Origin of the sequence: Nonomuraea bangladeshensis, assembly GCF_039529455.1 — a bacterium.
Taxonomy (GTDB): Bacteria; Actinomycetota; Actinomycetes; order Streptosporangiales; family Streptosporangiaceae; genus Nonomuraea; species Nonomuraea bangladeshensis.
The window spans coordinates 195207-217852 of record NZ_BAAAMV010000013.1; the positions used below are offsets into that span (position 1 = coordinate 195207).

Genomic DNA, 22646 nt, shown 5'->3' on the forward strand with positions numbered 1-22646 from the left:
CTCTCGTCTACCTCCGCCCTGCTCCTAGGAGAGGCGAAATGAGTGCTGACACCCTGGCCACGGCGCGACCCGCCGTAGAGCTGGAGGGCATCACCAAGCGTTTCCCCGGTGTCGTCGCCAACCATGACATCCGCATCACCGTCGCACCCGGGACGGTGCACGCCATCGTGGGCGAGAACGGCGCGGGCAAGTCCACCCTGATGAAGATCCTCTACGGCATGCAGAAGCCGGACGAGGGCACCATCAAGGTGAACGGCGAGGAAGTGTCCTTCCGCTCGCCGAGCGACGCCATCGCCGTCGGCATCGGCATGGTGCACCAGCACTTCATGCTGGCCGACAACCTCACCGTGCTGGAGAACATCGTTCTCGGCGCCGAACCCACCCGGGCCGGGCTGCTCGACACCGGCAGGGCCCGCGCCCGCATCGCGGAGCTGGCCGAGACGCACGGCCTGCGCGTCGACCCCGACCGGCTCGTGGAGGACCTCGGCGTCGGCGACCGCCAGCGGGTCGAGATCCTCAAGGTACTCTACCGGGGCGCCCGCATCCTCATCCTCGACGAGCCGACGGCCGTCCTGGTGCCCCAGGAGGTCGAGGAGCTCTTCCAGAACCTGCGCGAGCTCAAGGCCGAGGGCCTGACCGTCATCTTCATCTCCCACAAGCTCGACGAGGTGCTCGGCATCGCCGACGCGATCACCGTGATCAGGCGCGGCACCACCGTCGCCGCCATGCCCCGCGCCGAGGTGACCAGCGCCCGCCAGCTCGCCGAGCTGATGGTCGGCAGCGAGCTGCCCACCCCCGAGACCCGCGAGTCCACCGTGACCGACCGGACGGCGTTCCGGGTCGCGCACCTCACGGTGGAGGCCGACGGCCACCACCCCGCGCCCAAGAGCGTCCCGGCGAAGGAGTACGTCGCCACGCTGCGCGCCGACGGCACGCGGCTGCTGCTGGACGACGTGTCGTTCGACATCCACGAGGGCGAGATCCTCGGCATCGCCGGCGTCGAGGGCAACGGCCAGTCCGAGCTGATCGAAGCCATCATGGGCATCCGCGCCGCGCACGGCACGATCACGCTCGGCGAGCACGACGTGAGCTCCTGGCCGACGCTGCGCCGCCGCGAGGCCGGCATCGGCTACATCCCCGAGGATCGCCATCGCCAGGGACTGCTCCTGGAGGCCTCGCTCTGGGAGAACCGGGTGCTCGGCCACCAGACCAGGAAGCCCGCAAGGAAGGGCATCTGGATCGACCGGCGCGCCGCCAGGAACGACACCGAGCGCATCGTCAAGGACTACGACGTCCGCACCCCGGGCGTCGAGACCCTGGCACTCGCGCTGTCCGGCGGCAACCAGCAGAAGCTCATCGTCGGCCGCGAGATGAGCGGCGAGCCCAAGTTCCTCATCGCCGCGCACCCCACGCGCGGCGTGGACGTCGGCGCGCAGGCCGCCATCTGGGACCACCTCCGCAACGCCCGCGCCGCCGGCCTCGCCGTGCTGCTGATCTCCGCCGACCTCGACGAGCTGATCGGCCTGTCCGACACCATCCGGGTCATCTACCGCGGGCGCCTCGTGGCCACGCTCGACCCGTCCGACATCACGCCCGAGCGGCTGGGCGGCTACATGACCGGCGCCATCGCCGGCACTGAGGAGACGTGATGCCCGCGGGGCTCAACCGGGCGCTGCTCACCGTGACCGGCGTCGTCATCGCGATCGTGCTGGCCATCGCGATCTCCAGCGTGGCGATCCTCGCGGCGGGCGCCAGCCCGCTGGACGCCTTCGCCGCCTTCTTCGACTTCGGCGACGTCGGGCGGGCCCAGTCGAACGGCATCGCGACCTTCATCAACCGGGCGGTGCCGCTGTTCATCGCCGGGCTGGCCGTGGCCGTCGGCTTCCGCATGAACCTCTTCAACATCGGCGTGGAGGGTCAGTACCGGCTCGCCGCGATCGTCGCGGCCTACGTGGGCTCCACGTTCACCGCGCCCGCGCCGATCCAGATCGCGGTGATCATCATCGTGGCGGCGGCCACCGGCGGCCTCTACGCGCTCATCCCGGCGGTCATGAAGGTGACCAGGGGCGTGAACGAGGTCATCGCCACGATCATGCTCAACTACATCGCCATCAACCTGACGTCGTACCTGGTGCGCGGGCCGTTCGCGGGCGAGCGCGCGGCGGGGCAGCTCACCACGACCACTCCGGAGCTGCCGGAGTCGGCCATGTTCCCGAACCTCAACGTCCTCTTCGACTGGTTCGGGCTGGTCGCGCCCACCCGTGGCGGCGGTCTCCAGGGCTTCCTGCTGGTGGCGATCGTGCTCGGCGTGATCGTCTGGATCGTGCTGGAGCGCACCCGCTTCGGCTTCGACGTCAAGGCCAGCGGGCTCAACGGCCCGGCGGCGCTCGCCTCCGGCGTCAATCCCAAGAAGATGATCATCGCGGCGATGGTCATGTCCGGCGGCATCGCCGGGCTCATCGGCCTGCCCGAGATCCTCGGGGACAAGGGCGCGTTCAACTCCAACTTCACCGCGGGCCTCGGCTTCCTCGGCATCGCCGTGGCGCTGCTCGGCCGCAACAAGCCGGTCGGCATCGCGTTCGCCGCGCTGCTGTTCGCCTTCCTCGACCGGGCGCAGGGCTCGCTGCAGTTCGCCGGGGTGCCGGCGTCGGTGGTCACCATCATCCAGGCGGTGACCGTGCTGCTGGTCGTGATCGCCAACGAGGTCACGAAGCGGCTGGCGCTGCGCATGGAGGAGCGCCGGGCGGCGCAGCAGCTCGGCAGGGACAAGGATCCGGTTGAGGTGACCGCATGACCAGGGTACGCAAATACCACCTGACGCTCATCGGCGTCGCCGCGCTCCTGGTGGTGGTGTCGCTGGTGCGGGTCATCACCGGTTACGAGGACATCACCTCGTCCGGCATGTTCTCCGCGGCCCTGCTGCTGGCCGTGCCCATCGGCCTCGCCGGGCTCGGCGGCCTCTGGGCCGAACGGGCCGGCGTGGTGAACATCGGTCTCGAAGGCATGATGGTGCTGGGCACCTGGTTCGCCGGCTGGGCGGGCTACCAGTGGGGCCCGTGGGCCGCGCTCGTGGCCGGTCTGCTGGCCGGCGCGATCGGCGGGCTCATCCACGCCGTCGCCACCATCTCCTTCGGCGTCGACCACATCATCAGCGGCGTCGCCATCAACCTGCTCGGCCCCGGCGTCACCCGCTTCCTGTCCGAAGTGCTCTACAAGGAGGGCACTCCGGCCTCGGTCGCCGGCGCGGGCATCACCACCTCGCCGCCGATGAGCTCGCCGCCGCCCACGCCGAGCCTGCCGCTGCTGTCGGACGGGCCCGACCTGCTGGGCAAGCTGGAGAGCACGCACTGGTTCCTGCTGTCCGACCTCGCCGGCCTGCTGCGCGGTCTGACGCACGAGGTCAACCTGCTGGTCGTGCTGGCGGTGCTGCTGCTGCCGCTGACGTACTTCGTGCTCTGGCACACCGCCTTCGGCCTGCGGCTGCGCTCGGCGGGGGAGAACCCGTGGGCGGCCGAGTCGCTGGGCGTCAACGTCTACCGGATCAAGTACGTCGCGGTCGTCATCTCCGGCGCGTTCGCCGGACTCGGCGGCGTGTTCCTGGTCTTCTTCGCCAACAAGTACGTCGAGGGCCAGACGCAGGGGCGCGGCTTCATCGGCCTGGCCACCATGATCTTCGGCAACTGGCGTCCCGGCGGCCTCGCGGCCGGCGCGGCGCTGTTCGGCTACGCCGACGGCCTGCAGCTGCGCAGCAAGGAGGCCGTGGTCTCCTTCTTCCTGTTCGGGGCGGTGCTGCTGCTCGCCTACCTGGTGATCCAGATCCGCCGCCTGACCGCGCCGGACCGGCCCGCCGACCTGGCCGCCGGCGCCTCCCGGCAGTATGTACGGATGGCGTTCGCCGCCCTCGGTATGATCGTGCTGTTCTGGCTCTGGCTGACCGTCGAGCGGCTTCCGAACGAGTTCGTCTACATCACACCACACGTGCTCACGCTGCTCGTGCTGCTGGTGGCTTCGCAACGGCTGCGGATGCCCAAGGCCGACGGCGTGCGTTACCGCCGGGGGGAACAGCATTGAGCGAGCACATCCAATGGGAGCCGCTGCGTGAGGCCGCGGCCGAGGCCATGCGGTACGCGTACGCGCCCTACTCGAAGTTCCCGGTGGGGGCGGCCGCCCTCGTCGACGACGGACGGGTCGTCACCGGGTGCAACGTGGAGAACGCCTCCTACGGCGTCGGCCTGTGCGCCGAGTGCGGGCTCGTGTCGGAGCTGCAGCGCACCGGCGGCGGCCGGCTCGTGGCCTTCACCTGCGTGGACGGCCACGGCGAGCTGCTGATGCCGTGCGGGCGCTGCCGTCAGCTCCTCTACGAGTTCGGCGGCGACGACCTGCTGGTCGAGACCGTCGACGGTCCCAAGACGATGACGGAGATCCTGCCGTACGCGTTCGGGCCGCAGGACCTCAGCCGGAGCTCCTGATGGACGCCATCGAGGTCATCCGCGCCAAGCGCGACCGCGGCGAGCTGACCACGGCCCAGATCGACTGGGTGATCGCCGCCTACACGCGCGGCGACGTGGCCGACGAGCAGATGTCCGCGCTGGCCATGGCCGTCCTGCTCAACGGCATGAACCGGCGCGAGATCGCCGACTGGACGCAGGCCATGATCCGCTCGGGCGAGCGGATGGACTGGTCGGCGCTGGACCGGCCGACCGCCGACAAGCACTCGACCGGCGGCGTCGGTGACAAGATCACGCTGCCGCTGGCGCCGCTCGTGGCGGCCTGCGGTGCGTACGTGCCGCAGCTGTCCGGGCGCGGCCTCGGTCACACCGGCGGCACGCTCGACAAGCTGGAGGCCATCCCCGGCTGGCGGGCCTCGCTCTCCAACGACGAGATGCTGGACGTGCTGCGCACGGCGGGCGCCGTCGTGTGCGCGGCCGGCTCGGGGCTGGCCCCCGCCGACAAGAAGCTGTACGCGCTCCGCGACGTCACCGGCACCGTCGAGTCCATCCCGCTCATCGCCTCGTCGATCATGTCGAAGAAGATCGCCGAGGGCACGGGCTCGCTGGTCCTCGACGTCAAGGTGGGCTCCGGGGCGTTCATGAAGGACGTCACGACCGCCCGCGAGCTGGCCGAGACCATGGTCGCGCTCGGCACCGACGCGGGGGTCCGCACGGTCGCCCTGCTGACCGCCATGGACCGGCCGCTCGGGCGGGCCGTGGGCAACGCGCTGGAGGTCGAGGAGTCCGTCGAGGTCCTGGCCGGCGGCGGGCCCGAGGACGTCGTGGAGCTGACCGTGCGGCTGGCGCGGGAGATGCTGGAGGCCGCCGGGGTGTCCGGGGCCAAGGACCCGGCGAAGGCGCTCCAGGACGGCTCGGCCATGGACGCCTGGCGGCGGATGATCATCGCCCAGGGCGGCGACCCGGACGCCGCGCTGCCGCGCGCCGCCGAGACCCTGACCGTGGAGGCGCCCGGCTCCGGGGTGCTGAGCCGGCTGGACGCGTACGCGGTGGGCCTGGCCGCCTGGCGGCTCGGCGCCGGACGGGCCCGCAAGGAGGACCCGGTGTCGTTCGGCGCGGGCGTCACCCTGCACGCCAAGCCCGGCGACCCGGTGCGGGCCGGTCAGCCGCTGCTGACCCTGCACGCCGACGAGGCGTCCCGCTTCGAGCGCGCCCTTGAGGCGCTGGACGGCGGCTACGCGGTGAGCGCCGCCGCCGCGGACCACCTGCCCCTGGTCATCGACCGGGTCACCGCCGCGTAGCCCGTCCCCGGCCTCCCGGTCAGCGGGCCAGGCCGGGGAGGACGGGCACCTCGGCGAAGATCTCCCGGAGGACGGCGCGCTGCGTCGGCAGCGCCTCGGCGTGGCGCGTGCGTCCTTCCTGCGTGATGCACACGAAGACGCCGCGCCGGTCGGAGCTGCAGGCGTCGCGCGAGACCAGCGCGGCCTTCTCCAGCCGCGCGACCACCCGCGAGAGCGCGCTCTGGCTCAGGTGCACCTCGTCGCAGAGCTCCTGCAGCCGGAGCTTGCGGTCATGGTGGACGATCCGGTCGAGCACCTCGAACTCGCTCGGCCCCAGGCCGTGCCGATCGCCCAGCTCGCGTTCCAGCGCGCACATGGCCTTGGCGTGTGTCGCCAGGACGTAACGCCAGGTGCCGACCACGACTTCGTCGTCCATGTCGCGGAGAGTACCATTCGGCCAAACCTCATGCAATGGCATCTAATGCGTGTGCAATAGATGCACGCGCAAGTGATCATTCTGTGCGTCGGCGTCCGGGCAAGGCCGCATATATGCGGATCCCGGCGGTCGGACGGGGCCGGAAAAACGCCCTTCCATCAGGGGAAACGCTGCTTGCGGTGGCGCGCGGTGGGCATTTACCGGGCATGCGACCGTCTTCCCCGTCCGGCGTCCGGCCGTCGCCCTTCCGCGTCGCCGTCCAGCTCGCCGGCATCGCCGCGCTCGCCGTGCTCACCGCGTGCGGCCCGGCGACCCAGACCGCCCTCTCCGGCGGTCCGCCCGCGTCCAGATCCTCGTCGGAAGACCCGCAGGAGGACTCGCCGGAGGACCCGTCCGTGGACGCGGACCGGGGCCCGTCGGGCGGTTCCACGGACTCCGGCGGCAGCACCTCGACCAGCACCAGCGAGGTGGACGTCGAGCGCGACGACATGGACCCGGCCATCGTGACCTCCGTCCGCTACGCCGCCCACGACACCTACGACCGGGTCGTCATCGACCTCGACGGCGACGTGCCCGGCTACAACGTCAAGTGGGTGGACGAGTTCGTGCAGGACGGCTCCGGCCGCCGGATCGACGTGCGCGGTGGCGCCTACCTGCAGATCACGCTCTTCCCCGCGCACGCGCACGACGAGAACGGCGTGCCCACCTGGAAGGGCGGCCCGGTCTACCCGGCCGACCTCGGCAACCTCACGGACGTCGTACGCACCGGCGACTTCGAGGGCCGCGTCGGCGTCGGCCTGGTGCTGGCCAGACAGGCGGCCTTCCAGATCGAGGAGCAGGGCGGGCCGAACCGGCTGGTGCTCGACGTGGCACACTGACCCCGTGGTGAGAAAGATCGAGGGCCCGGCCCGCATCCCCGTTCCTGGCGGAAAGCTCATCGACGAGCACATCGGCCGCGTCAACAGCGGCGACGAGGCGGTCTCCATCGCCCACATGACCGCCCCGCCCGGCTGGGAGGAGCCGCCGCAGACGCCGTCGTTCACCGAGTACACCCTCGTCCTGCGCGGGTCGGTGATCGTCGAGCACGACGGCGGCCGTACGGAGGTCGCGGCCGGGCAGTCGGTGGTCACCGAGCCGGGCGAGCGGGTCCGCTACAGCGCCGGCCCCGAAGGGGCGGAATACGTCGCGGTGTGCCTGCCCGCGTTCTCGCCCGACAGCGCTGGCCGCGACTGACGCCGCTGGTCATATCATGGGCGGATGAGTCCTCAGCTTGACGACATCCGGCGGGCTCCCAAGGTGCTGCTGCACGATCACCTCGACGGCGGGCTCCGCGCCGAGACGATCGTCGAGCTGGCCAGGGAGTGCGGCTACGACCGGCTGCCCACGACCGATTCCGACCAGCTCCGGCAGTGGTTCGAGGAGGCCGCGGACTCGGGCTCGCTCGAACGCTACCTGGAGACGTTCGACCACACGGTGGCCGTCATGCAGACGCGCGAGTCGCTGGAGCGGGTCGCCGCCGAGTGCGCCGAGGACCTCGCCGCCGACGGCGTCGTCTACGCCGAGGTGCGCTTCGCGCCCGAGCAGCACACCAGCATGGGGCTGAGCCTCGACCAGGTGGTGGAGGCGGTGCTGGAGGGCTTCGCGCGGGGCTCGGCCGGCCGGGGCATCCGGGTCGGCACGCTGCTGACCGCCATGCGCCACCAGGCCAGGTCCATGGAGATCGCCGAGCTGGCCGTGCGCTACCGCGACGTGGGCGTGGTGGGCTTCGACATCGCCGGGGCCGAGGCCGGCTACCCGCCCACCCGGCACCTCGACGCCTTCGAATACCTCCAGCGGGAGAACGCCCACTTCACCATCCACGCGGGCGAGGCGTTCGGGCTGCCGTCGATCTGGCAGGCCATCCAGTGGTGCGGCGCCGACCGGCTCGGCCACGGCGTGCGCATCATCGACGACATCGCGGTCGGCGACGACGGCGGCGCCAAGCTCGGGCGGCTGGCGGCCTACGTCCGCGACAAGCGCATCCCGCTGGAGATGTGCCCCACGTCCAACCTGCAGACCGGGGCCGCCGCGTCCATCGCCGAGCACCCGATCGGGCTGCTGCGGCGGCTGCACTTCCGGGTCACGGTCAACACCGACAACCGGCTGATGAGCCGCACCAGCCTGTCGCTGGAGTTCGCCAAGCTGGTGGAGGCGTTCGGCTACGGCTGGGACGACCTGCAGTGGTTCACGGTCAACGCCATGAAGTCGGCGTTCCTGCCGTTCGACGAGCGGCTGGCGCTCATCAACGGGCGCATCAAGCCCGGGTTCGCCCAGCTCAAGTGGCAGCCGTGAAGCAGACCTACCGGTCCAGGTCCGCGTTCGTGATGGCGTGGCTCTGGCTGGCGTTCGTCGCCTTCAACGTCTACGACCTGATCAACAAGTACACCGGCAAGGCGTCGATGGTGGCGCTCGCCGTGCTGGCCGTGCTGACGGTCGTCGTCTACGTCGTCGCGCTGCGGCCCGCGACCGTGCTCACCGAGCACGAGCTGGTGGGCCGCAACCCGCTGCGTACGATCCGGGTGCCGTGGGCGGCGATCGACGACGTCACCGTGTCCCACGCCATCAGCGTGCACCACGGTGACGGCGGCGTGCTGCGCCTGTGGACGCCGATGAGCAGCGCCAGGGAGCGGGCCAAGGCCCAGCGGCGCGGCATGCCGAGCCAGGGGCGGCGGGGCCGGTTCGCGACCGAGCCGACGGTGAGCCGGGCCGAGCAGGCGGCGCAGGAGGCGCTGGCCGGCCGGACGCACGCCGACTGGGTGGGCGACCAGATCCGCGAGCGCGCCGAGGCGGCCCGGCGCCGCACCGGCGAGCAGCCGGTCGAGGTCCGCACCACGTGGGCCTACGACGCCATCGCGGCGGCGGTCGCCGCCCTGGCCCTGGTGATCGCCGCGATCGTCGTCCCCTGACCGCCGCGGCCACAGCGGTCAGCGTTTCCCTGACCGTCGCCGCCCCGGCTGGTCAGCGTTTCCCTGACCACCGCCGCCCCGGCGGTCAGCGTTTCCCGGGGCGGCGCGACTCGATGAAGCGGGCCATGCCCGCCTGGGCGATGCCGCTCGCCTCGACCTGTTCCGCGGCCGCGGTCTCGGCGGCGAAGGCGCGTTCGACCTCGGCGATCGGCGGGCGCAGCAGCGCCAGGTGCGCGGCGGTGGCGGCGCCGGGCTCGCTCCAGCGCCGCGCCCGCGCCACGGCCGTGTCCACCAGCGCCTCCGGGGCGATGAGCTCGTCCAGCAGGCCGGCCGCGAGCGCGCCGGCCGCGTCCAGACGGGCCGAGTCGAGCACCAGCCGCAGCGCCCGGCCGCCGCCGACCAGGCGGGGGAGCAGCAGGCTCGCGGCGTTCGAGATCGACAGGCCGATGTGGTTCTCGGGGAAGAAGTACTCGGCCGCCGCGACGCCGATGCGGGCGTCGAAGCAGAGCGTCCACTCGGCGGCCCCGCCCACGGCCAGGCCGTTGACGGCGGCCACGACCGGCACCCGGCTCTCCAGCACCGCCCTCGTCATGTCGTGGAACAGCTCCACCTCGGCGACGAGCGAGCGCCCTGCGCCCTCGTGCAGGTCCTCGCCGGCCGAGAACGCCCGCCCGGTGCCGGTGACCACGATGCCCCTGCCGCTCCGGCCGTGCTCGCGGACGGCGGCGGCGAGGTCGGCGCGCATGGCGGCGGTGAGCGCGTTCAGCTTGCCGGGGCGGGCCAGCGTGATCACGGCCACCTCGTCGCGGACGGTTGTCTCGATCATCGGCTCTCCTCCTGGAGGACGGGGATGGCGGGGGCTGCGCGCTGGTCGCGGCCGGGCGGGAGCAGGTGGCGCTTCTCGATGCGGGCCGACGGGGTCAGCGAGAACGCCTCGACGAACTCGACGTAGGCGGGCACCTTGAACCGGGCCAGCCGCTGCCTGGCGTGCTCGGCCACGCTCCTGGCCGTCGCCGCGTCGGCGGCGTGGCCGGGGCGGAGCCGCAGGAACGCCTTCGGCAGCTCGCCCCACAGCTCGTCGGGGATCGGCACCAGCGCCGCCTGGAGCACCGCGGGATGCTGGGTGAGCACGTTCTCGACCTCGGCGCACGAGATGTTCTCGCCGCCCCTGCGGACCATGTCCTTGATCCGCCCGGCGTGCACGATCTGTCCCCGGGCGTCGCGGACCCCGAGGTCGCCCGTGTGGTACCAGCCGTCGCGGAGGACCCGGGCGGTGGCCTCCGGATGGTTCCAGTAGCCCTTCATCATGGGCAGGCCGCGGATCAGGATCTCGCCGGTCTCCTCGTCGAGCGTGACCTCCTTGCCGGCCGGCGGCAGGCCCATCCCGCCGGTCCCGACGCACTCCGCGTCGTCCACGGGGACGAGCAGGTCGGGGCCGGTCTCGGTGGAGCCGTACAGCTCGCGCCAGGGCGCGCCCCAGCGCTCCTCGAACTCCCTGTGCAGGTCGGGGCGGATGCCGGAGCAGAGCACGAGACGCATGCGGTTCGCGCGGTCCTCGGGGGCGGGCGGCTGCTTGTGCAGCAGGAGCGGCATGGTGCCCAGCACGTACGTGAGCGTCGCCCCGTGCTCCCGCGCCGCCGGCCAGAAGCCGGAGGCGGAGAACCGCGGCAGCACGACCAGCGGGATCCCGCCGGCCAGGCAGACCAGCGTGGCCCACTGCGGATCCATGTACGAGTACGCCTGCGCCATCATGAGCACGTCGTCGTCGCGCAGCCTTACGGCGTCGGCGACGATGCGCGCGGTTCTCAGCCAGTAGTCGTGGGTGAGCAGGCACGCCTTGGGGAAGCCGGTCGTGCCGGAGGTGTACTGGAAGTTGGCGACGTCCTCGGGCCCGGCGGCGACGCGGGGCGCGGGCGCGTCGCCGGTGAGCGCGTCGAACAGGTGCACGACGCCCGGCACGTGCGGCGCGTGCCCGGCGCTGGTGACGGTGGCGACGGCCCCGGAGTCGCGCAGCACGTGCTCCAGGTCGGCGGCCCGGTAGCGGACGTTGACCGGCACCGCGACGCCGCCCGCCTTGAGGACCGCCAGCCAGGTGAGCGGCCAGCCGGGGACGTTGTCCAGCATGATCGCGACCCGGTCGCCGGGCCGGACGCCGCGCGCGGCGAGCGCGCCGGCCAGCCGGTCCGTGGCGGCGTCGGCGTCGGCGAAGGTCAGTGAGGGGTGACCGGGGAAGCGGAGGAACTCGCGGCGGCCGTACCGGTCAGCGGCCTGCCGCAGCAGGTGGGGGATCGTTTCTGACATGCGGCGGCTCCCAGGGGAACTCGGGCAGCAGAGTGAGGTCGGGGGCGGCGGCGACCCGGACGGAGGCGCGTACGGCGGCCAGCCCGATCGCCACGAACTCCGCGCACACCTGCTCCAGCGTGGAGTCCCCGTCGGGGCGGTACCACTCGCTGGTGCCGGTGCACATGGACATGAGGGCGAGGCGGGTGAGCCGCTGGTCGGCGATGCGGAAGACGCCGTCGGCGACGCCGTCGGCGATGGCGCGTCTCCAGTGGTCCTCGTAGGCGTCGCGCAGGGCGATGATCTCGTCGCGGGCGGGGGAGCCGGGGGTCAGGGAGCGGAGCTCGCCGTCCATGACCCGGGTCGTCATGGGGCTGAGGGCGTGCGTGGCGGTGAGCGAGCTGATCAGCAGGGCCAGGCGGTCGGCGGGGGCGTGGACGTTGCTCAGCATGCGCTCGGTGGCGTCGATGAGCCCCTGCTGCGCGCTGCGCATGAGGTCGGCGAGCAAGGCCTCCTTGCTCGCCACGTGGTGGTAGACGCCGGCGTTGGTCATGCCGACCTCGCGGGCCAGGTCGCGGACGCTGGTGGCGGCGTAGCCGCGCCGGGCGAACAGCAGCACCGCCGCCGTTCTGATGCGCCGGCTCGCGTCCGCGTCCCGGTCCTTGAGGTCCATCGGGGCTCCTACCGAACGTTCGGTCGTACCTCTGCCGCGAAAATACCTCAATCCATGGCGAATCGCCATAGATCGGGAGGCTCAGAGCCCGAGGGCGACCGTGAGATCGGCTCCTACCGCGTTGAGCGCGACGGTGGCGACGGCGCGGGCCTCGGTGACCTCGCCGGTCACCGGGACGACGACCTCCAGGTAGCACTTCAGCTTGGGCTCGGTGCCCGACGGCCGGACCACCACGCGGGCGTCGCCCTCCAGCCGGTAGCGCAGGCCGTCCGTGGGCGGCAGGCCGCCCGCGCCCTCCGCCAGGTCGTCCGCGGCGAGGACCTTGCGCCCGCCCAGCTCCGCCGGAGGGTGGTCGCGCAGCCGGGCCATCGCGCCGGCGATCTGGGAGAGCTCGGCGACGCGGAAGGAGAGCTGCGTCGTGGCGTGCAGGCCGTAGCGGCGGGCCTGGTCGTCCAGCAGGTCGAGCAGGGTGCGGCCGTCGCGCTTGGCGGCGGCGGCGATGGCCGCCACGGTCAGGGCCGCCCCGATGCCGTCCTTGTCGTGGACCGGCAGCCCGGCGTCGGAGCCCACGCTGTAGCCGATGGCCTCCTCGTAGCCGAACACCAGGCCGGGACCGGCCTTGATGATCCACTTGAAGCCGGTCAGCGTCTCGCCGTACCGGACGCCGTGCGCGGCCGCGATCTTGCCGAGCAGGGTCGAGGAGACGATCGTGGTGGCCACCATGCGGTCGCCGGTGGTGTGCGTGATGACGTGCTCGGCCAGCAGCCCGCCGACCTCGTCGCCGGTCAGCATGCGGCAGCCGCCGCCGGGCAGCGGCACGCCGACCGCGCACCGGTCGGCGTCGGGGTCGTTGGCCAGCACCAGGTCGGCGCCCGTCGCGGCGGCCAGGGCGACGGCGAGGTCCATCGCGCCCGGCTCCTCCGGGTTGGGGAAGGCGACGGTCGGGAAGTCGGGGTCGGGGTCGCGCTGCTCCTCGACCGACATCGGCGAGGGGAAGCCGGCGGCCAGGAACGCCCCCGTGAGCGTGGCCGCGCCCACCCCGTGCAGCGGCGTGTACGCCACCCGCAGGTCACGGGCGTCGCCCAGCGGCAGCGCCGTGATGGCGTCGAGGTAGTCGTCCACGATGCCCTCGCCCAGCTCGGTCAGCGTGCCGGGGGCGCCGAGCGGGAGCTGGTCGACCGGGCCGACCGCGTCGATGGCGGCCGAGATGCGGCTGTCGATCGGCGGCACGATCTGCGAGCCGTCGCTCCAGTAGACCTTGTAGCCGTTGTCGCGCGGCGGGTTGTGGCTGGCCGTCACCGTCACCCCGGCGTCGGCCCCCAGGTGGCGGACGGCGAAGGCGAGGACGGGCGTCGGCAGCGGGCAGGGCAGCAGGGTGGCGTGCAACCCCGCGCCGGTCAGCACGGCGGCGGTGTCGCGGGCGAACACGTCGGACTTGTGCCGGGCGTCGTAGCCGATGACGACGTGCTTGCCGGGCCCGAGCACCGCGGCGAGCCCGGCGGCGGCGCGCATGACGGTGACGCGGTTCATCCGGTTGGGCCCGGCGCCCAGCTCGCCGCGCAGCCCCGCGGTGCCGAACTCCAGCTTGGCGCCGAAGCGGTCCTGCAGCTCGTCGAGGTATTCGCGCTCGATCAGCGTGCCCAGCTCGGCCCGCGTGTCGGGGTCGGGGTCCTGCGCCAGCCAGGCGAGCGCCCGCTCGATCAGGTTCACAGCTTGTCCACCACCTTGGCCAGCAGCACGCCCATGCGGGCGGCGGTGGCCCGGCCGACCTCCAGGACCTCCTCGTGGTTCAGCGGCTCGCCCGCCAGGCCCGCGCCCGGGTTGGTGACGAGGGAGACGCCGAGCACTTCCAGGTTGGCCTCGCGGGCGGCGATGGCCTCAAGCACGGTGGACATGCCGACCATGTCCCCGCCGAGGGTGCGCAGCATGCGGATCTCGGCGGGCGTTTCGTACGTCGGCCCGCGGAAGGCGACGTAGACGCCGTCGGCGAGGGTCGGGTCCACCTCGCGGACCAGGGCGCGCAGGCGGGCGGAGTAGACCTCGGTGAGGTCGATGAAGGTCGTGCCGGTGATCGGGTTGGCGCCGGTGAGGTTGATGTGGTCGCTGATCAGGACGGGGTCGCCGACGTTCTGCGTCTCGGGACGCAGACCGCCCGCGGCGTTGGTGAGCACGAGCGTGCGGACGCCGGCCGCCGCGGCGGTGCGCACGCCGTGCACGACGGCGTCCACGCCGAGACCCTCGTAGAGGTGCGTGCGCCCGAGGAAGACCAGGGCGTGCCGCCCGGCGGCGGTGCGCACGACGCGGATCTTGCCGCCGTGCCCGGCCACCGCCGGAGCCCGGAACCCGGGCAGGTCCGTGAACGGGACCTCGCTCACCGTCTCACCGATCGCGTCGGCGGCGGGCACCCACCCCGACCCCATGACGAGCGCCACGTCGAAGGTGTCGAGGCCGGTCGCGGCGTGCAGCGCCGCGGCGGCCTCACTGGCCAGGGTGTATGCGTCTTTGCTCACATCTCAGTAGTTTAGGAGCAGCCTGTCCAGCACCCGAACGCCGAACTGCAGCGCCTCGACCGGCACCCGCTCGTCCACGCCGTGGAACATCGCCGCGAAGTCCATCCCGGCGGGCAGGCGCAGCGGCACGAACCCGAACCCGCGCACCTCCAGGTCGGCGAAGAACGTCTTGTTGTCCGTGCCGCCCGACATGCAGTAGGGGATCGCCCGCGCCGTCGGGTCCTCGGCCTTCAGCGCCGCGATCATCGACTCCACCAGCGCCCCGTCGAACGAGGTCTCCAGCGCGATGTCGTGGTGGATGAACTCGCGCCGCACCTTCGGCCCGAGGAGGTTGTCGATCGTCTTGAAGAAGTCCTCCTCGAAGCCGGGCAGGAAGCGCCCGTCGATCACCGCGCTGGCCTGTCCGGGGATGACGTTGGACTTGTAGCCGGCGCTGAGCTGGGTGGGGTTCGTGGTGTTGCGGAGCGTGGCGCCCACGAAGCGCACCAGCGGCCCGATCCTGTCCAGCACCGGCTGGGGGTCGTCCTCGTCGAACGGGATCCCGAAGGCGTCCGCCACCTCGGTGAGGAAGGTGCGCACGGTCGGCGTGTACGTGAGCGGCCAGTCGTGCTCGCCGATCCGGGCCACCGCGCGGGCGACCTCGGTGACCGCGTTGTCGCCGTTGAGCATCGAGCCGTGCCCGGCGGTGCCGTCGGCGATCAGCTTCATCCAGGCCAGGCCCTTCTGGGCGGTCTCGATGAGGTAGAGCCGCAGCGACGGGTCCACCTCCAGCGAGTAGCCGCCGACCTCGCTGATCGCCTCGGTGACGCCCTCGAACAGCTCGGGGTGGTGGGCCGTGAGGTGTTTGGCGCCGTACACGCCGCCGGCCTCCTCGTCGGCCACCCAGGCGAAGACGAGGTCGCGGCGGGGCCGCCGGCCCTCGCGCTTGAGCTGGCGCAGCACGGCCAGCATCATCGCGTCCATGTCCTTCATGTCCACCGCGCCGCGGCCCCAGATGTAGCCGTCGCGCACCTCACCGGCGAACGGGTCCACCGACCAGTCGGCGGCGTTGGCCGGCACCACGTCCAGGTGGCCGTGCACGAGCAGCGCGGGCAGCGACGGGTCGGTGCCCTCCACGCGGGTGACGACGTTGCCGCGGCCCGGCTCGCTCTCCACGTAGGTGGCCTCGATGCCCACCTCGGCCAGCCGCGCCATGACGACCTCGGCAGCGGCCCGCTCGCCGGGGCCGCTGCCGTCCCCGTAGTTGCTGCTGTCCACGCGGATCAGCTCCACGCAGAGGTCGGCGACCTCCTTCTCGGCGGGCGTCAGGGACTCGGCTGATGTCATGTCGTCTTCTCCAGGGTGAGCAGTCCGGACTTGCGGAGGTGGCCGCGCTTGTAGGCGCGGGTGATCAGGGTCAGGTCGCTGTCGGCGATCTCGTCGTACGAGCCGACGACGCCGGTCATGAAACGGTAGAGGTCGGCCTCGTGGGCGGTGACCACCTGGACGATGAGGGAGTGGGTGCCCGAGGTGGCGGCACAGTAGCGCACGTTGGGATGCGCGGCCAGCCGCTGTCCGACCAGGTCCAGCGCGTACGGCCGGACCTTGAGCCACAGCATGGCCTCCACCTCCAGCCCGAGCAGCGCGGGCTCGACCTCGGCGCGGGGCAGCAGCAGCCGCCGCTCCAGCAGGGAGGAGAGCCGGCGGCGGGCGGTCGGCACGGACACGTCGAGGCGTTCGGCGACGGCGGTGAAGGCGATGCGGCCGTCGGCGGTCAGCAGCTCGGCGATCTCCTGCTCCAGAGGTGTCAGCCGTTCGACGTCGGGCAGTGCGTCCGGGGGCGGCGGCGGGCTCAGCTCGGCGACCTCCTCCTCGGTCAGGTAGGGCGCGTGCCACTCGGCGACGGTGCGGAAGGTGTGGAGGACGACCTGCGTCTGTGTCTGCAGCACTCCGCCGACGGCGCTGATCTCGGTGGACAGGGTGCGGTGCAGGGCCTCACGCGACGGCGAGACCAGCTCGCAGCCGAGGTCGGCCGCGCCGGTCAGGGCATAGACCGAGCGCGTGTCGGGCCGGTCGGCCAGCGCCTCGGCGACCTTGGGCGCGCTGCCCGGCTGTACGTGGACGTGCAGGTGCGCGGGCCGTCCGTGGCCGGTGCGGAAGTCGTCGTAGATGGCCGTGACCCGGACCACGCCCTCGGCGATGAGGCGCTGGAGGCGGCGCGCGACCGTGCGCTCGTGCTCGCCGACGACGCGGGCGATCTCGCCCCACGAGGCGCGCGGGCTCACCTGAAGGGCGGCGACCAGGCGCCGGTCGAGAACGTCCATCCGTGACCCTCCCCATGTCGGGAAAGTAAAAGAATAGCCAGATAATTGACGGAATAGCGCTTACCCCTGCACAGTAAGCCATCATCCACCCGTCAGCAAAGGAGCCTCCGTGGCGACACCCCCTCTGTCGCAATCACCGCTCGGCATCCCCAAGAGCAGGGTCCGTCAGCTCATGGCGGCGAGCATCGGCAACGTCGTCGAGTGGTACGACTGGTACGCCTACACGTTCCTGGCGATCTACTTCTCCTCCCAGGTCTTCCCCAGCGACACGGCCAACAGCCTGGTGCCGCTCCTCAGCTCGTTCGCGGTCTTCGCGGTCGGGTTCTTCATGCGCCCCCTCGGCGGCCTGCTGGTCGGCGCGTTCGCCGACCGCTACGGCCGCAAGTCCGCCATGACGTTCACCATCGTGCTGATGGGCGCGGGCTCGCTGCTGGTCGGCCTGACCCCGACGTACGAGGCCGTCGGCGTGCTCGCGCCGATCATCCTGACCCTCGCCAGGCTGGTGCAGGGCCTGTCGGTGGGCGGTGAGTTCGCGGCCGCGACCACGTTCCTGGTGGAGTCGGCCCCGCCCGGCCGGCGCGGCCTGTTCTCCAGCTTCCAGTACGTGAGCACCACCATCGGCCAGCTCCTCGCCTCCGGCCTGGCCGCGCTGCTGGCCACGGCCCTCGCCGAGAGCGACATGAGCTCCTACGGCTGGCGCATCCCGTTCGTCGTGGGCGCCGTGCTCAGCCTCGTGGGCCTGTGGATCCGCAAGGGCGCCGACGAGACCTCGGCCGTGGCCGAGGACATCAGGCGGGGCGGGACCGAGCGGCCCAAGCTGTTCGACTTCCTCAAGCACCACCCGCGCTCGGCGGCCACCATCGTCGGCATCACGGTCGCCGGCACTGTGGCGTACTACACCTGGACCAGCTTCCTGCCGACCTACGCGCAGATCACCGTCGGCTTCGACAAGGCGGACTCGCTCCAGATCGGCACCATCTCGCTGGTCTTCTTCATGATCCTGCAGCCGCTGCTCGGCATGCTGTCGGACCGGATCGGGCGGCGGCCGATGCTGATCGCGTTCGGGCTCGGGTTCCTGGTGCTGCCGGTGCCGCTGCTCGGGCTGCTCACCACGTCGTACGGCAGCCTGCTGGCCGTGCAGCTCATCGGCATGGTGTTCCTCGGCTGCTTCACCTCGATCTCGGCCGCGGTCAACAGCGAGCTCTTCCCGACGCGGGTGCGGGCGGCGGGGGCCGGGTTCCCGTACTCGCTGACCGTGGCGCTCTTCGGCGGCACCGCGCCGCTCATCGGCACCGCGCTGCAGGAGGCCGGCAACCCCGGCCTCTTCCCGTGGTACATGTCGGCGCTGGCGCTGATCTCCACCCTGGTCTACGTCTTCGTGCTGCGCGAGACCAAGGACCAGCCGCTGAGCTGAGGCCTCAGAACGAGGTGCAGGGGCGCTCCCGCAGCTCCTTGACGTAGTCGTCGGGAGCGCCCGCCCGCTCGGCCGCCTCCGCCAGGCTGCCGAGATAGCGGGCCGAGGGCAGGCCGCCCTCGTAGCCGTCGAGCACGTAGAACCAGGCGAGCACGTCGCCGTCGAGCGTCTGGACCCGCAGCCGCACCTTGTGGTAGGCGCCGCGGACCGCGCCCTCCCACTGGTCGAGCGAGGTCTCCTCCCACTCGGGCACGTCGTAGAGCACGACGAACACGTGCTCGTCGGGGTCCTCGACGATCGTGGCGAGCGCTCCGCCCCAGGCCGGGTCGTGCCCGCCGAAGGTCAGCCGCCAGCCCGGCAACCAGCCGACACCCCGGATCGGGGAGTGCGGGGCGCGCATGGCCATCTGCTCTGGATCGAGGTTGCTGCCGTAGGCGGCGTACACAGGCACAGCAGCCAAGACTAGCGCTTGGAGGGCCGACCCGTTCGATGTCACGCCGGAGCATGGGCGAGAATGGACACGTGACGAGGATCGTGATCATCGGTGGCGGACCAGGCGGCTACGAGGCGGCGCTGGTGGCCGCTCAACTAGGCGGACAGGTCACGATGGTCGAGCAGGACGGCCCCGGCGGCGCGTGCGTGCTGACCGACTGCGTGCCGTCCAAGACGCTGATCGCGACCTCCGTCCGCAAGCAGGCGCTGCTCGACGCGCCCTCCCTGGGCATCTCCTTCGACGGCGGTCTCGACGGCGACGCCGGCACGGTCGGCGTCGACCTGCCGCTGGTCAACAAGCGGGTCAAGGAGCTCGCGCGGGCCCAGTCCGCCGACATCGCGGCCCGGGTCGAGGCCGAGGGCGTCGAGATCATCAAGGCCCGCGGCCGGCTGGTCGATCCGCAGGTCGTGCGGGCCGGCGACCGCACCGTCAGGGCCGACGTGGTGCTCGTGGCGACCGGCGCGACGCCGCGCGTGCTGCCGGGTGCCGAGCCCGACGGCGAGCGCATTCTCAACTGGCGGCAGCTCTACGACCTGGAGGAGTTGCCCGAGCACCTGATCGTGGTCGGCTCCGGGGTGACCGGGGCCGAGTTCGCCGGCGCCTACCGCTCGCTCGGCTCGGAGGTCACGCTGGTCTCCAGCCGCGACCGCATGATGCCCAACGAGGACGCCGACGGCGCCGAGGTGCTCGAAGAGGTCTACCGCCGGCGCGGCATGAACGTCATGGGCCGCTCCCGTGCCTCCTCCGTCAAGCGCACCGCCGACGGCGTCGTGGTCACCCTGGAGGACGGCCGCACGGCCGAGGGCACCCACGCGCTGATGACGGTCGGCATGGTCCCCAACACCTCCGGCATGGGCCTGGAGGAGGCCGGCGTCCAGCTCGACCGGGGCGGCTTCATCAAGGTCGACAAGGTCTCGCGCACCTCCGCGCCCGGCGTGTACGCCGCCGGCGACTGCACGGGCGTGCTCATGCTGGCCTCGGTCGCCGCCATGCAGGGCCGCATCGCGGTGTGGCACGCGCTCGGCGAGGCCGTGCAGCCGCTGCGGCTGGCCACCGTGGCCTCCAACATCTTCACCGACCCCGAGATCGCGGCCGTCGGCGTGGCGCAGCGGGCCATCGAGGCCGGTGAGATCGAGGCCAACGTCGTCAAGCTGCCGCTCGCCACCAACGCGCGGGCCAAGATGCAGGGCTTCAACGACGGCTTCGTCAAGGTGTTCTGCCGCCCGCACACCGGCATCGTGCTCGGCGGCGTCGTGGTGGCGCCGCGCGCCTCCGAGCTGATCCTCGCCGTCTCGGTGGCCGTGCAGCAGCGGCTGACGGTCGACCAGCTCGCGCACACCTTCGCGGTCTACCCGTCGCTGTCGGGCTCGATCACCGAGGCCGCCCGCCGCCTCATGCAGCCGCAGACCGACTCGGGCATCTGACCTCACTCCGCGAACACCGCCGGGGGGCCGACCCCCCGGCGGTGCTTTGTTGTGCTCCTCGGCCGTGCTCAACCGTTGACGTTTGTTGGTATGGGCACCAAACTAACTCACGGAGTTGGCGCAGCCGTTCAAAGGAGCTCCCATGCCCTATCGCCCCCCGTTGGTCGCGCACGAGTACTTCGTCGCGGACCCGCCGGAGCTGCCGGTCCGTACCCGAGGTGAGGGCGGCCTGTCGGCGGTGACCTCGGCCGAGCTGGTCGCGGCCGACGGCGCCGAGGTGATGCTCAAGGCGGTCACCACGACGGAGGAGACGCTGGTCGTCCAGGTGGGCGTGGCCGGCGAGGGCGTGATCCGGGTGCGGCTGTCGGAGGACGCGGCGGCCCGCCCCCGCTCGGCGGCGGCCATCGAGCTGGTGACCCCCGGCACGTACTCAGGGGCCCGTGCCGGGGTCGCGCCGGGCGAGCCGATCGTCGTGGACGCGGGCCCGCTGCGGGCCGAGATCCGGCTCGCCCCGTGGCACCTGCGCTTCACCGACGCCGCCGGGCGCACGCTGGTCGAGCAGGACCGCGGTCACATCGACATCAGCGGCCGGCTGCGTACGCTGCCGTTCGGCCGCTCCAGCGCGGGCGGGAGCGCCGTCGCCTATCACGAGAGCTTCGCCGCCGCGCCCGACGAGGCGTTCACCGGCTTCGGGGAGTCCTTCACCCGGCTGGACAAGCGCGGGCAGCGGCCGCTCATGTGGAACTTCGACGCCTTCGGCGCGGAGTCGCAGCGCGCCTACAAGAACGTCCCCCTCTACCTGTCCAGCCGCGGCTACGGCGTGCTGGTCGACAGCGGCGCGCCGAGCGAGTTCGACGTCTGCCAGTCCACGCACAGCGTGGTGCAGCTGGTGGTGCCGGACGACGTCCTCGACTACTACGTGATCGCCGGGCCGACGCCGCCGGAGATCCTGGACCGCTACGACCGGCTGACCTGCCGGCCCGCGCTGCCGCCGAAGTGGGCGTTCGGCACCTGGATCTCCTCCGGGTTCTGCGTGGACAGCCAGGAGCGGGTGCTGAACCGGGCGCGCACGATCAGGGAGCGCGGGATCCCGTGCGACGTGCTGCATCTGGACACGTACTGGCAGAGCGACGGGCACTGGTCGGACCTGCGGTGGGACCCGGTGAACTTCCCCGAGCCGGAGCGGATGCTGGACGAGCTGCACGGGATGGGGTTCAAGGTCTGTCTGTGGATGAACCCGTACGTTTCGCACCTGAGCCCGGCGTTCGGGCCGGCCGCCGACGCCGGATATTTCCTGAAAAATGAGCATGGTGAGCCGTACGTCGCCGACTGCTGGCACGGCTCCTTCCCCGCCTGCGGCATCGTCGACCTGACCAACCCGGCCGCCGTCGCCTGGTTCCAGGGGCTGCTGCGCGACCTGCTGCGCCAGGGCGTGGACGCCTTCAAGACCGACTTCGCCGAGGGCGTCCCGGCCGACGCCGTGGCCGCCAACGGCATGACCGGCACCGACCTGCACAACGTCTACACCCTGCTGTTCAACGACGCCGTCGCCGACGTCACCCGCGAGGTCAACGGGCACTCCCTCGTGTGGGCGCGCTCGTCGTACCTGGGCGGGCAGCGCCACAGCGCCCAGTGGAACGGCGACACCTACACCAGCTACGCCGCCATGGGCAGCACGATCAGGGGCGGGCTCGCGCACGGCCTGTCCGGCGTGCCGTTCTGGAGCCACGACGCCGGCGGCTTCACCGGCCGCCCCAGCGACGACCTCTACGTCCGCTGGACGCAGTTCGGCGCCCTGTCCCCGCTGGTCCGCCTGCACGGCACGACCACCCGCGAGCCGTGGGAGTTCCCCGCCGTCGAGGAGCAGGCCGTGGCCGCGCTCAAGCTGCGCTACCGGCTCATGCCCTACCTCTACTCGGCGGCCGTCGAGGCGGCGGCCACCGGCGCGCCCATGATGCGGGCGCTCTGCGTGGACTTCCCCGAGGACCCGGTCGCCTGGCAGGTCGACCTGGAGTACCTGCTCGGCCGTGACCTGCTCGTCGCCCCCATGACCTCGCCGGAGGGCGTCCGCCAGGTTTACCTGCCGCGCGGCACGTGGATCGACTACTGGACCGGCGACACCCTCGGCGGCGGCCGGTACATCACCGTAGAGAAGCCGCTCGACCAGATCCCCCTGTACGTCCGGCACGGCGCGCTCATCCCCGTCACCGACGCGGGCGACACCGTGACCGTGCCGGAGGAGATCACGCTCGTCGCCTTCGGGGGCGGCGACGGCACCACCAGCGTGCACGACGAGGACGGCGTGACGTTCGCCGTCGCCACCAGGCACGGCGACGAGCTGCGCGTCGCCGTCACCGGCCCGAAGCGCGTCACCGGGATCGAGATCGTCCCGGTGGCCGGAGCTCCCGCACGGGCCGTCCTTCAGTAACACCCCCCTTGG

At 72.0% G+C, this 22646-nt stretch carries 21 protein-coding genes; 12 read left to right on the plus strand and 9 right to left on the minus strand.

Annotated features, from left to right (window positions below):
* Nucleotides 1-38 precede the first annotated feature (38 nt).
* Genes ABD292_RS40000 through ABD292_RS40020 form a run of 5 tightly spaced genes read left to right on the plus strand, consistent with a single transcriptional unit; the run spans nucleotide 39 to nucleotide 5749 of the window.
* Nucleotides 39-1649 (plus strand): ABC transporter ATP-binding protein, encoded by a 1611-nt coding sequence (locus tag ABD292_RS40000; protein ID WP_344216949.1) that lies wholly within the window; start codon nucleotides 39-41, stop codon nucleotides 1647-1649.
* Entirely contained in the window at nucleotides 1649-2794 is a 1146-nt protein-coding gene (locus tag ABD292_RS40005; RefSeq protein ID WP_344216951.1) for an ABC transporter permease, read from the plus strand. The genes ABD292_RS40000 and ABD292_RS40005 overlap by 1 nt, the downstream gene beginning before the upstream one ends.
* Complete coding sequence (locus tag ABD292_RS40010; RefSeq protein ID WP_344216953.1) at nucleotides 2791-4071, plus strand: ABC transporter permease; 1281 nt, start codon at nucleotides 2791-2793, stop codon at nucleotides 4069-4071. Before ABD292_RS40005 ends, ABD292_RS40010 begins: the two co-directional genes overlap by 4 nt.
* Nucleotides 4068-4469, plus strand: coding sequence for a cytidine deaminase (locus ABD292_RS40015; RefSeq protein WP_091090459.1), 402 nt, complete (start codon nucleotides 4068-4070; stop codon nucleotides 4467-4469). Before ABD292_RS40010 ends, ABD292_RS40015 begins: the two co-directional genes overlap by 4 nt.
* Entirely contained in the window at nucleotides 4469-5749 is a 1281-nt protein-coding gene (locus ABD292_RS40020; RefSeq protein WP_344216956.1) for a thymidine phosphorylase, read from the plus strand. The genes ABD292_RS40015 and ABD292_RS40020 overlap by 1 nt, the downstream gene beginning before the upstream one ends.
* A 19-nt stretch (nucleotides 5750-5768) precedes the next feature.
* Here the strand turns inward: ABD292_RS40020 and ABD292_RS40025 are convergent, their stop codons facing one another.
* Nucleotides 5769-6164, minus strand: coding sequence for a MarR family winged helix-turn-helix transcriptional regulator (locus tag ABD292_RS40025; RefSeq protein WP_344216958.1), 396 nt, complete (start codon nucleotides 6162-6164; stop codon nucleotides 5769-5771).
* A gap of 206 nt (nucleotides 6165-6370) precedes the next feature.
* Between ABD292_RS40025 and ABD292_RS40030 the strand changes: the two genes are divergently transcribed.
* From ABD292_RS40030 to ABD292_RS40045, 4 genes are read left to right on the plus strand one after another with little or no spacing between them, the layout of a single operon-like run.
* A complete protein-coding gene (locus tag ABD292_RS40030; protein ID WP_344216960.1) occupies nucleotides 6371-7042 on the plus strand; it encodes an AMIN-like domain-containing (lipo)protein in 672 nt (223 codons plus the stop codon).
* A gap of 4 nt (nucleotides 7043-7046) precedes the next feature.
* Entirely contained in the window at nucleotides 7047-7397 is a 351-nt protein-coding gene (locus tag ABD292_RS40035) for a cupin domain-containing protein (RefSeq protein WP_329585116.1), read from the plus strand.
* A 24-nt stretch (nucleotides 7398-7421) separates the two neighbouring features.
* Nucleotides 7422-8495 (plus strand): adenosine deaminase, encoded by a 1074-nt coding sequence (locus ABD292_RS40040; protein ID WP_344216963.1) that lies wholly within the window; start codon nucleotides 7422-7424, stop codon nucleotides 8493-8495.
* On the plus strand, nucleotides 8492-9109 hold the full coding sequence (locus tag ABD292_RS40045; protein ID WP_344216965.1) for a hypothetical protein: 618 nt from the start codon (nucleotides 8492-8494) through the stop codon (nucleotides 9107-9109). The genes ABD292_RS40040 and ABD292_RS40045 overlap by 4 nt, the downstream gene beginning before the upstream one ends.
* An 85-nt stretch (nucleotides 9110-9194) precedes the next feature.
* Here the strand turns inward: ABD292_RS40045 and ABD292_RS40050 are convergent, their stop codons facing one another.
* From ABD292_RS40050 to ABD292_RS40080, 7 genes are all read right to left on the minus strand, one after another.
* Nucleotides 9195-9935, minus strand: coding sequence for an enoyl-CoA hydratase/isomerase family protein (locus ABD292_RS40050; RefSeq protein ID WP_344216968.1), 741 nt, complete (start codon nucleotides 9933-9935; stop codon nucleotides 9195-9197).
* Nucleotides 9932-11410: an AMP-binding protein gene (locus ABD292_RS40055; protein ID WP_344216970.1), complete on the minus strand. Its 1479-nt coding sequence runs from the start codon at nucleotides 11408-11410 to the stop codon at nucleotides 9932-9934. Before ABD292_RS40055 ends, ABD292_RS40050 begins: the two co-directional genes overlap by 4 nt.
* Nucleotides 11370-12062, minus strand: a complete 693-nt coding sequence (locus ABD292_RS40060) for a TetR/AcrR family transcriptional regulator (protein WP_344216972.1) — start codon at nucleotides 12060-12062, stop codon at nucleotides 11370-11372. The genes ABD292_RS40055 and ABD292_RS40060 overlap by 41 nt, the downstream gene beginning before the upstream one ends.
* 81 nt (nucleotides 12063-12143) lie before the next feature.
* On the minus strand, nucleotides 12144-13772 hold the full coding sequence (locus ABD292_RS40065) for a phospho-sugar mutase (protein WP_344216974.1): 1629 nt from the start codon (nucleotides 13770-13772) through the stop codon (nucleotides 12144-12146).
* The gene (locus tag ABD292_RS40070) at nucleotides 13769-14572 is read right to left on the minus strand and encodes a purine-nucleoside phosphorylase (RefSeq protein ID WP_344216976.1); all 804 of its coding nucleotides are present in this window, start codon (nucleotides 14570-14572) and stop codon (nucleotides 13769-13771) included. Before ABD292_RS40070 ends, ABD292_RS40065 begins: the two co-directional genes overlap by 4 nt.
* A 3-nt stretch (nucleotides 14573-14575) precedes the next feature.
* Complete coding sequence (locus ABD292_RS40075; protein WP_344216978.1) at nucleotides 14576-15898, minus strand: M20/M25/M40 family metallo-hydrolase; 1323 nt, start codon at nucleotides 15896-15898, stop codon at nucleotides 14576-14578.
* Entirely contained in the window at nucleotides 15895-16875 is a 981-nt protein-coding gene (locus tag ABD292_RS40080) for an Lrp/AsnC family transcriptional regulator (RefSeq protein ID WP_344216980.1), read from the minus strand. Before ABD292_RS40080 ends, ABD292_RS40075 begins: the two co-directional genes overlap by 4 nt.
* Before the next feature lie 109 nt (nucleotides 16876-16984).
* On the opposite strand from ABD292_RS40080, the gene ABD292_RS40085 reads away from it, so the two are divergent.
* A complete protein-coding gene (locus ABD292_RS40085) occupies nucleotides 16985-18289 on the plus strand; it encodes an MFS transporter (protein WP_344216983.1) in 1305 nt (434 codons plus the stop codon).
* A 4-nt stretch (nucleotides 18290-18293) separates the two neighbouring features.
* Here ABD292_RS40085 and ABD292_RS40090 read toward each other — a convergent pair whose 3' ends face one another.
* Complete coding sequence (locus ABD292_RS40090; protein WP_329585090.1) at nucleotides 18294-18740, minus strand: gamma-glutamylcyclotransferase family protein; 447 nt, start codon at nucleotides 18738-18740, stop codon at nucleotides 18294-18296.
* Between the two features lie 71 nt (nucleotides 18741-18811).
* On the opposite strand from ABD292_RS40090, the gene ABD292_RS40095 reads away from it, so the two are divergent.
* Together ABD292_RS40095 and ABD292_RS40100 are read left to right on the plus strand one after the other, a co-directional pair.
* Nucleotides 18812-20206, plus strand: a complete 1395-nt coding sequence (locus ABD292_RS40095) for an NAD(P)H-quinone dehydrogenase (protein WP_344216986.1) — start codon at nucleotides 18812-18814, stop codon at nucleotides 20204-20206.
* A 142-nt stretch (nucleotides 20207-20348) separates the two neighbouring features.
* Nucleotides 20349-22634: a TIM-barrel domain-containing protein gene (locus tag ABD292_RS40100; protein ID WP_344216988.1), complete on the plus strand. Its 2286-nt coding sequence runs from the start codon at nucleotides 20349-20351 to the stop codon at nucleotides 22632-22634.
* The last annotated feature ends 12 nt before the right edge of the window (nucleotides 22635-22646 follow it).

What these genes read in the sequence shown, in the direction of transcription:
- ABD292_RS40000 (WP_344216949.1), top strand. Translation starts at nt 39, where the DNA reads ATGAGTGCTGACACCCTGGCCACGGCGCGACCCGCCGTAGAGCTGGAG.
- ABD292_RS40005 (WP_344216951.1), top strand. Translation starts at nt 1,649, where the DNA reads ATGCCCGCGGGGCTCAACCGGGCGCTGCTCACCGTGACCGGCGTCGTC.
- ABD292_RS40010 (WP_344216953.1), top strand. Translation starts at nt 2,791, where the DNA reads ATGACCAGGGTACGCAAATACCACCTGACGCTCATCGGCGTCGCCGCG.
- ABD292_RS40020 (WP_344216956.1), top strand. Translation starts at nt 4,469, where the DNA reads ATGGACGCCATCGAGGTCATCCGCGCCAAGCGCGACCGCGGCGAGCTG.
- ABD292_RS40025 (WP_344216958.1), bottom strand. Translation starts at nt 6,164, where the DNA reads ATGGACGACGAAGTCGTGGTCGGCACCTGGCGTTACGTCCTGGCGACA.
- ABD292_RS40030 (WP_344216960.1), top strand. Translation starts at nt 6,371, where the DNA reads ATGCGACCGTCTTCCCCGTCCGGCGTCCGGCCGTCGCCCTTCCGCGTC.
- ABD292_RS40040 (WP_344216963.1), top strand. Translation starts at nt 7,422, where the DNA reads ATGAGTCCTCAGCTTGACGACATCCGGCGGGCTCCCAAGGTGCTGCTG.
- ABD292_RS40050 (WP_344216968.1), bottom strand. Translation starts at nt 9,935, where the DNA reads ATGATCGAGACAACCGTCCGCGACGAGGTGGCCGTGATCACGCTGGCC.
- ABD292_RS40055 (WP_344216970.1), bottom strand. Translation starts at nt 11,410, where the DNA reads ATGTCAGAAACGATCCCCCACCTGCTGCGGCAGGCCGCTGACCGGTAC.
- ABD292_RS40060 (WP_344216972.1), bottom strand. Translation starts at nt 12,062, where the DNA reads ATGGACCTCAAGGACCGGGACGCGGACGCGAGCCGGCGCATCAGAACG.
- ABD292_RS40075 (WP_344216978.1), bottom strand. Translation starts at nt 15,898, where the DNA reads ATGACATCAGCCGAGTCCCTGACGCCCGCCGAGAAGGAGGTCGCCGAC.
- ABD292_RS40080 (WP_344216980.1), bottom strand. Translation starts at nt 16,875, where the DNA reads ATGGACGTTCTCGACCGGCGCCTGGTCGCCGCCCTTCAGGTGAGCCCG.
- ABD292_RS40100 (WP_344216988.1), top strand. Translation starts at nt 20,349, where the DNA reads ATGCCCTATCGCCCCCCGTTGGTCGCGCACGAGTACTTCGTCGCGGAC.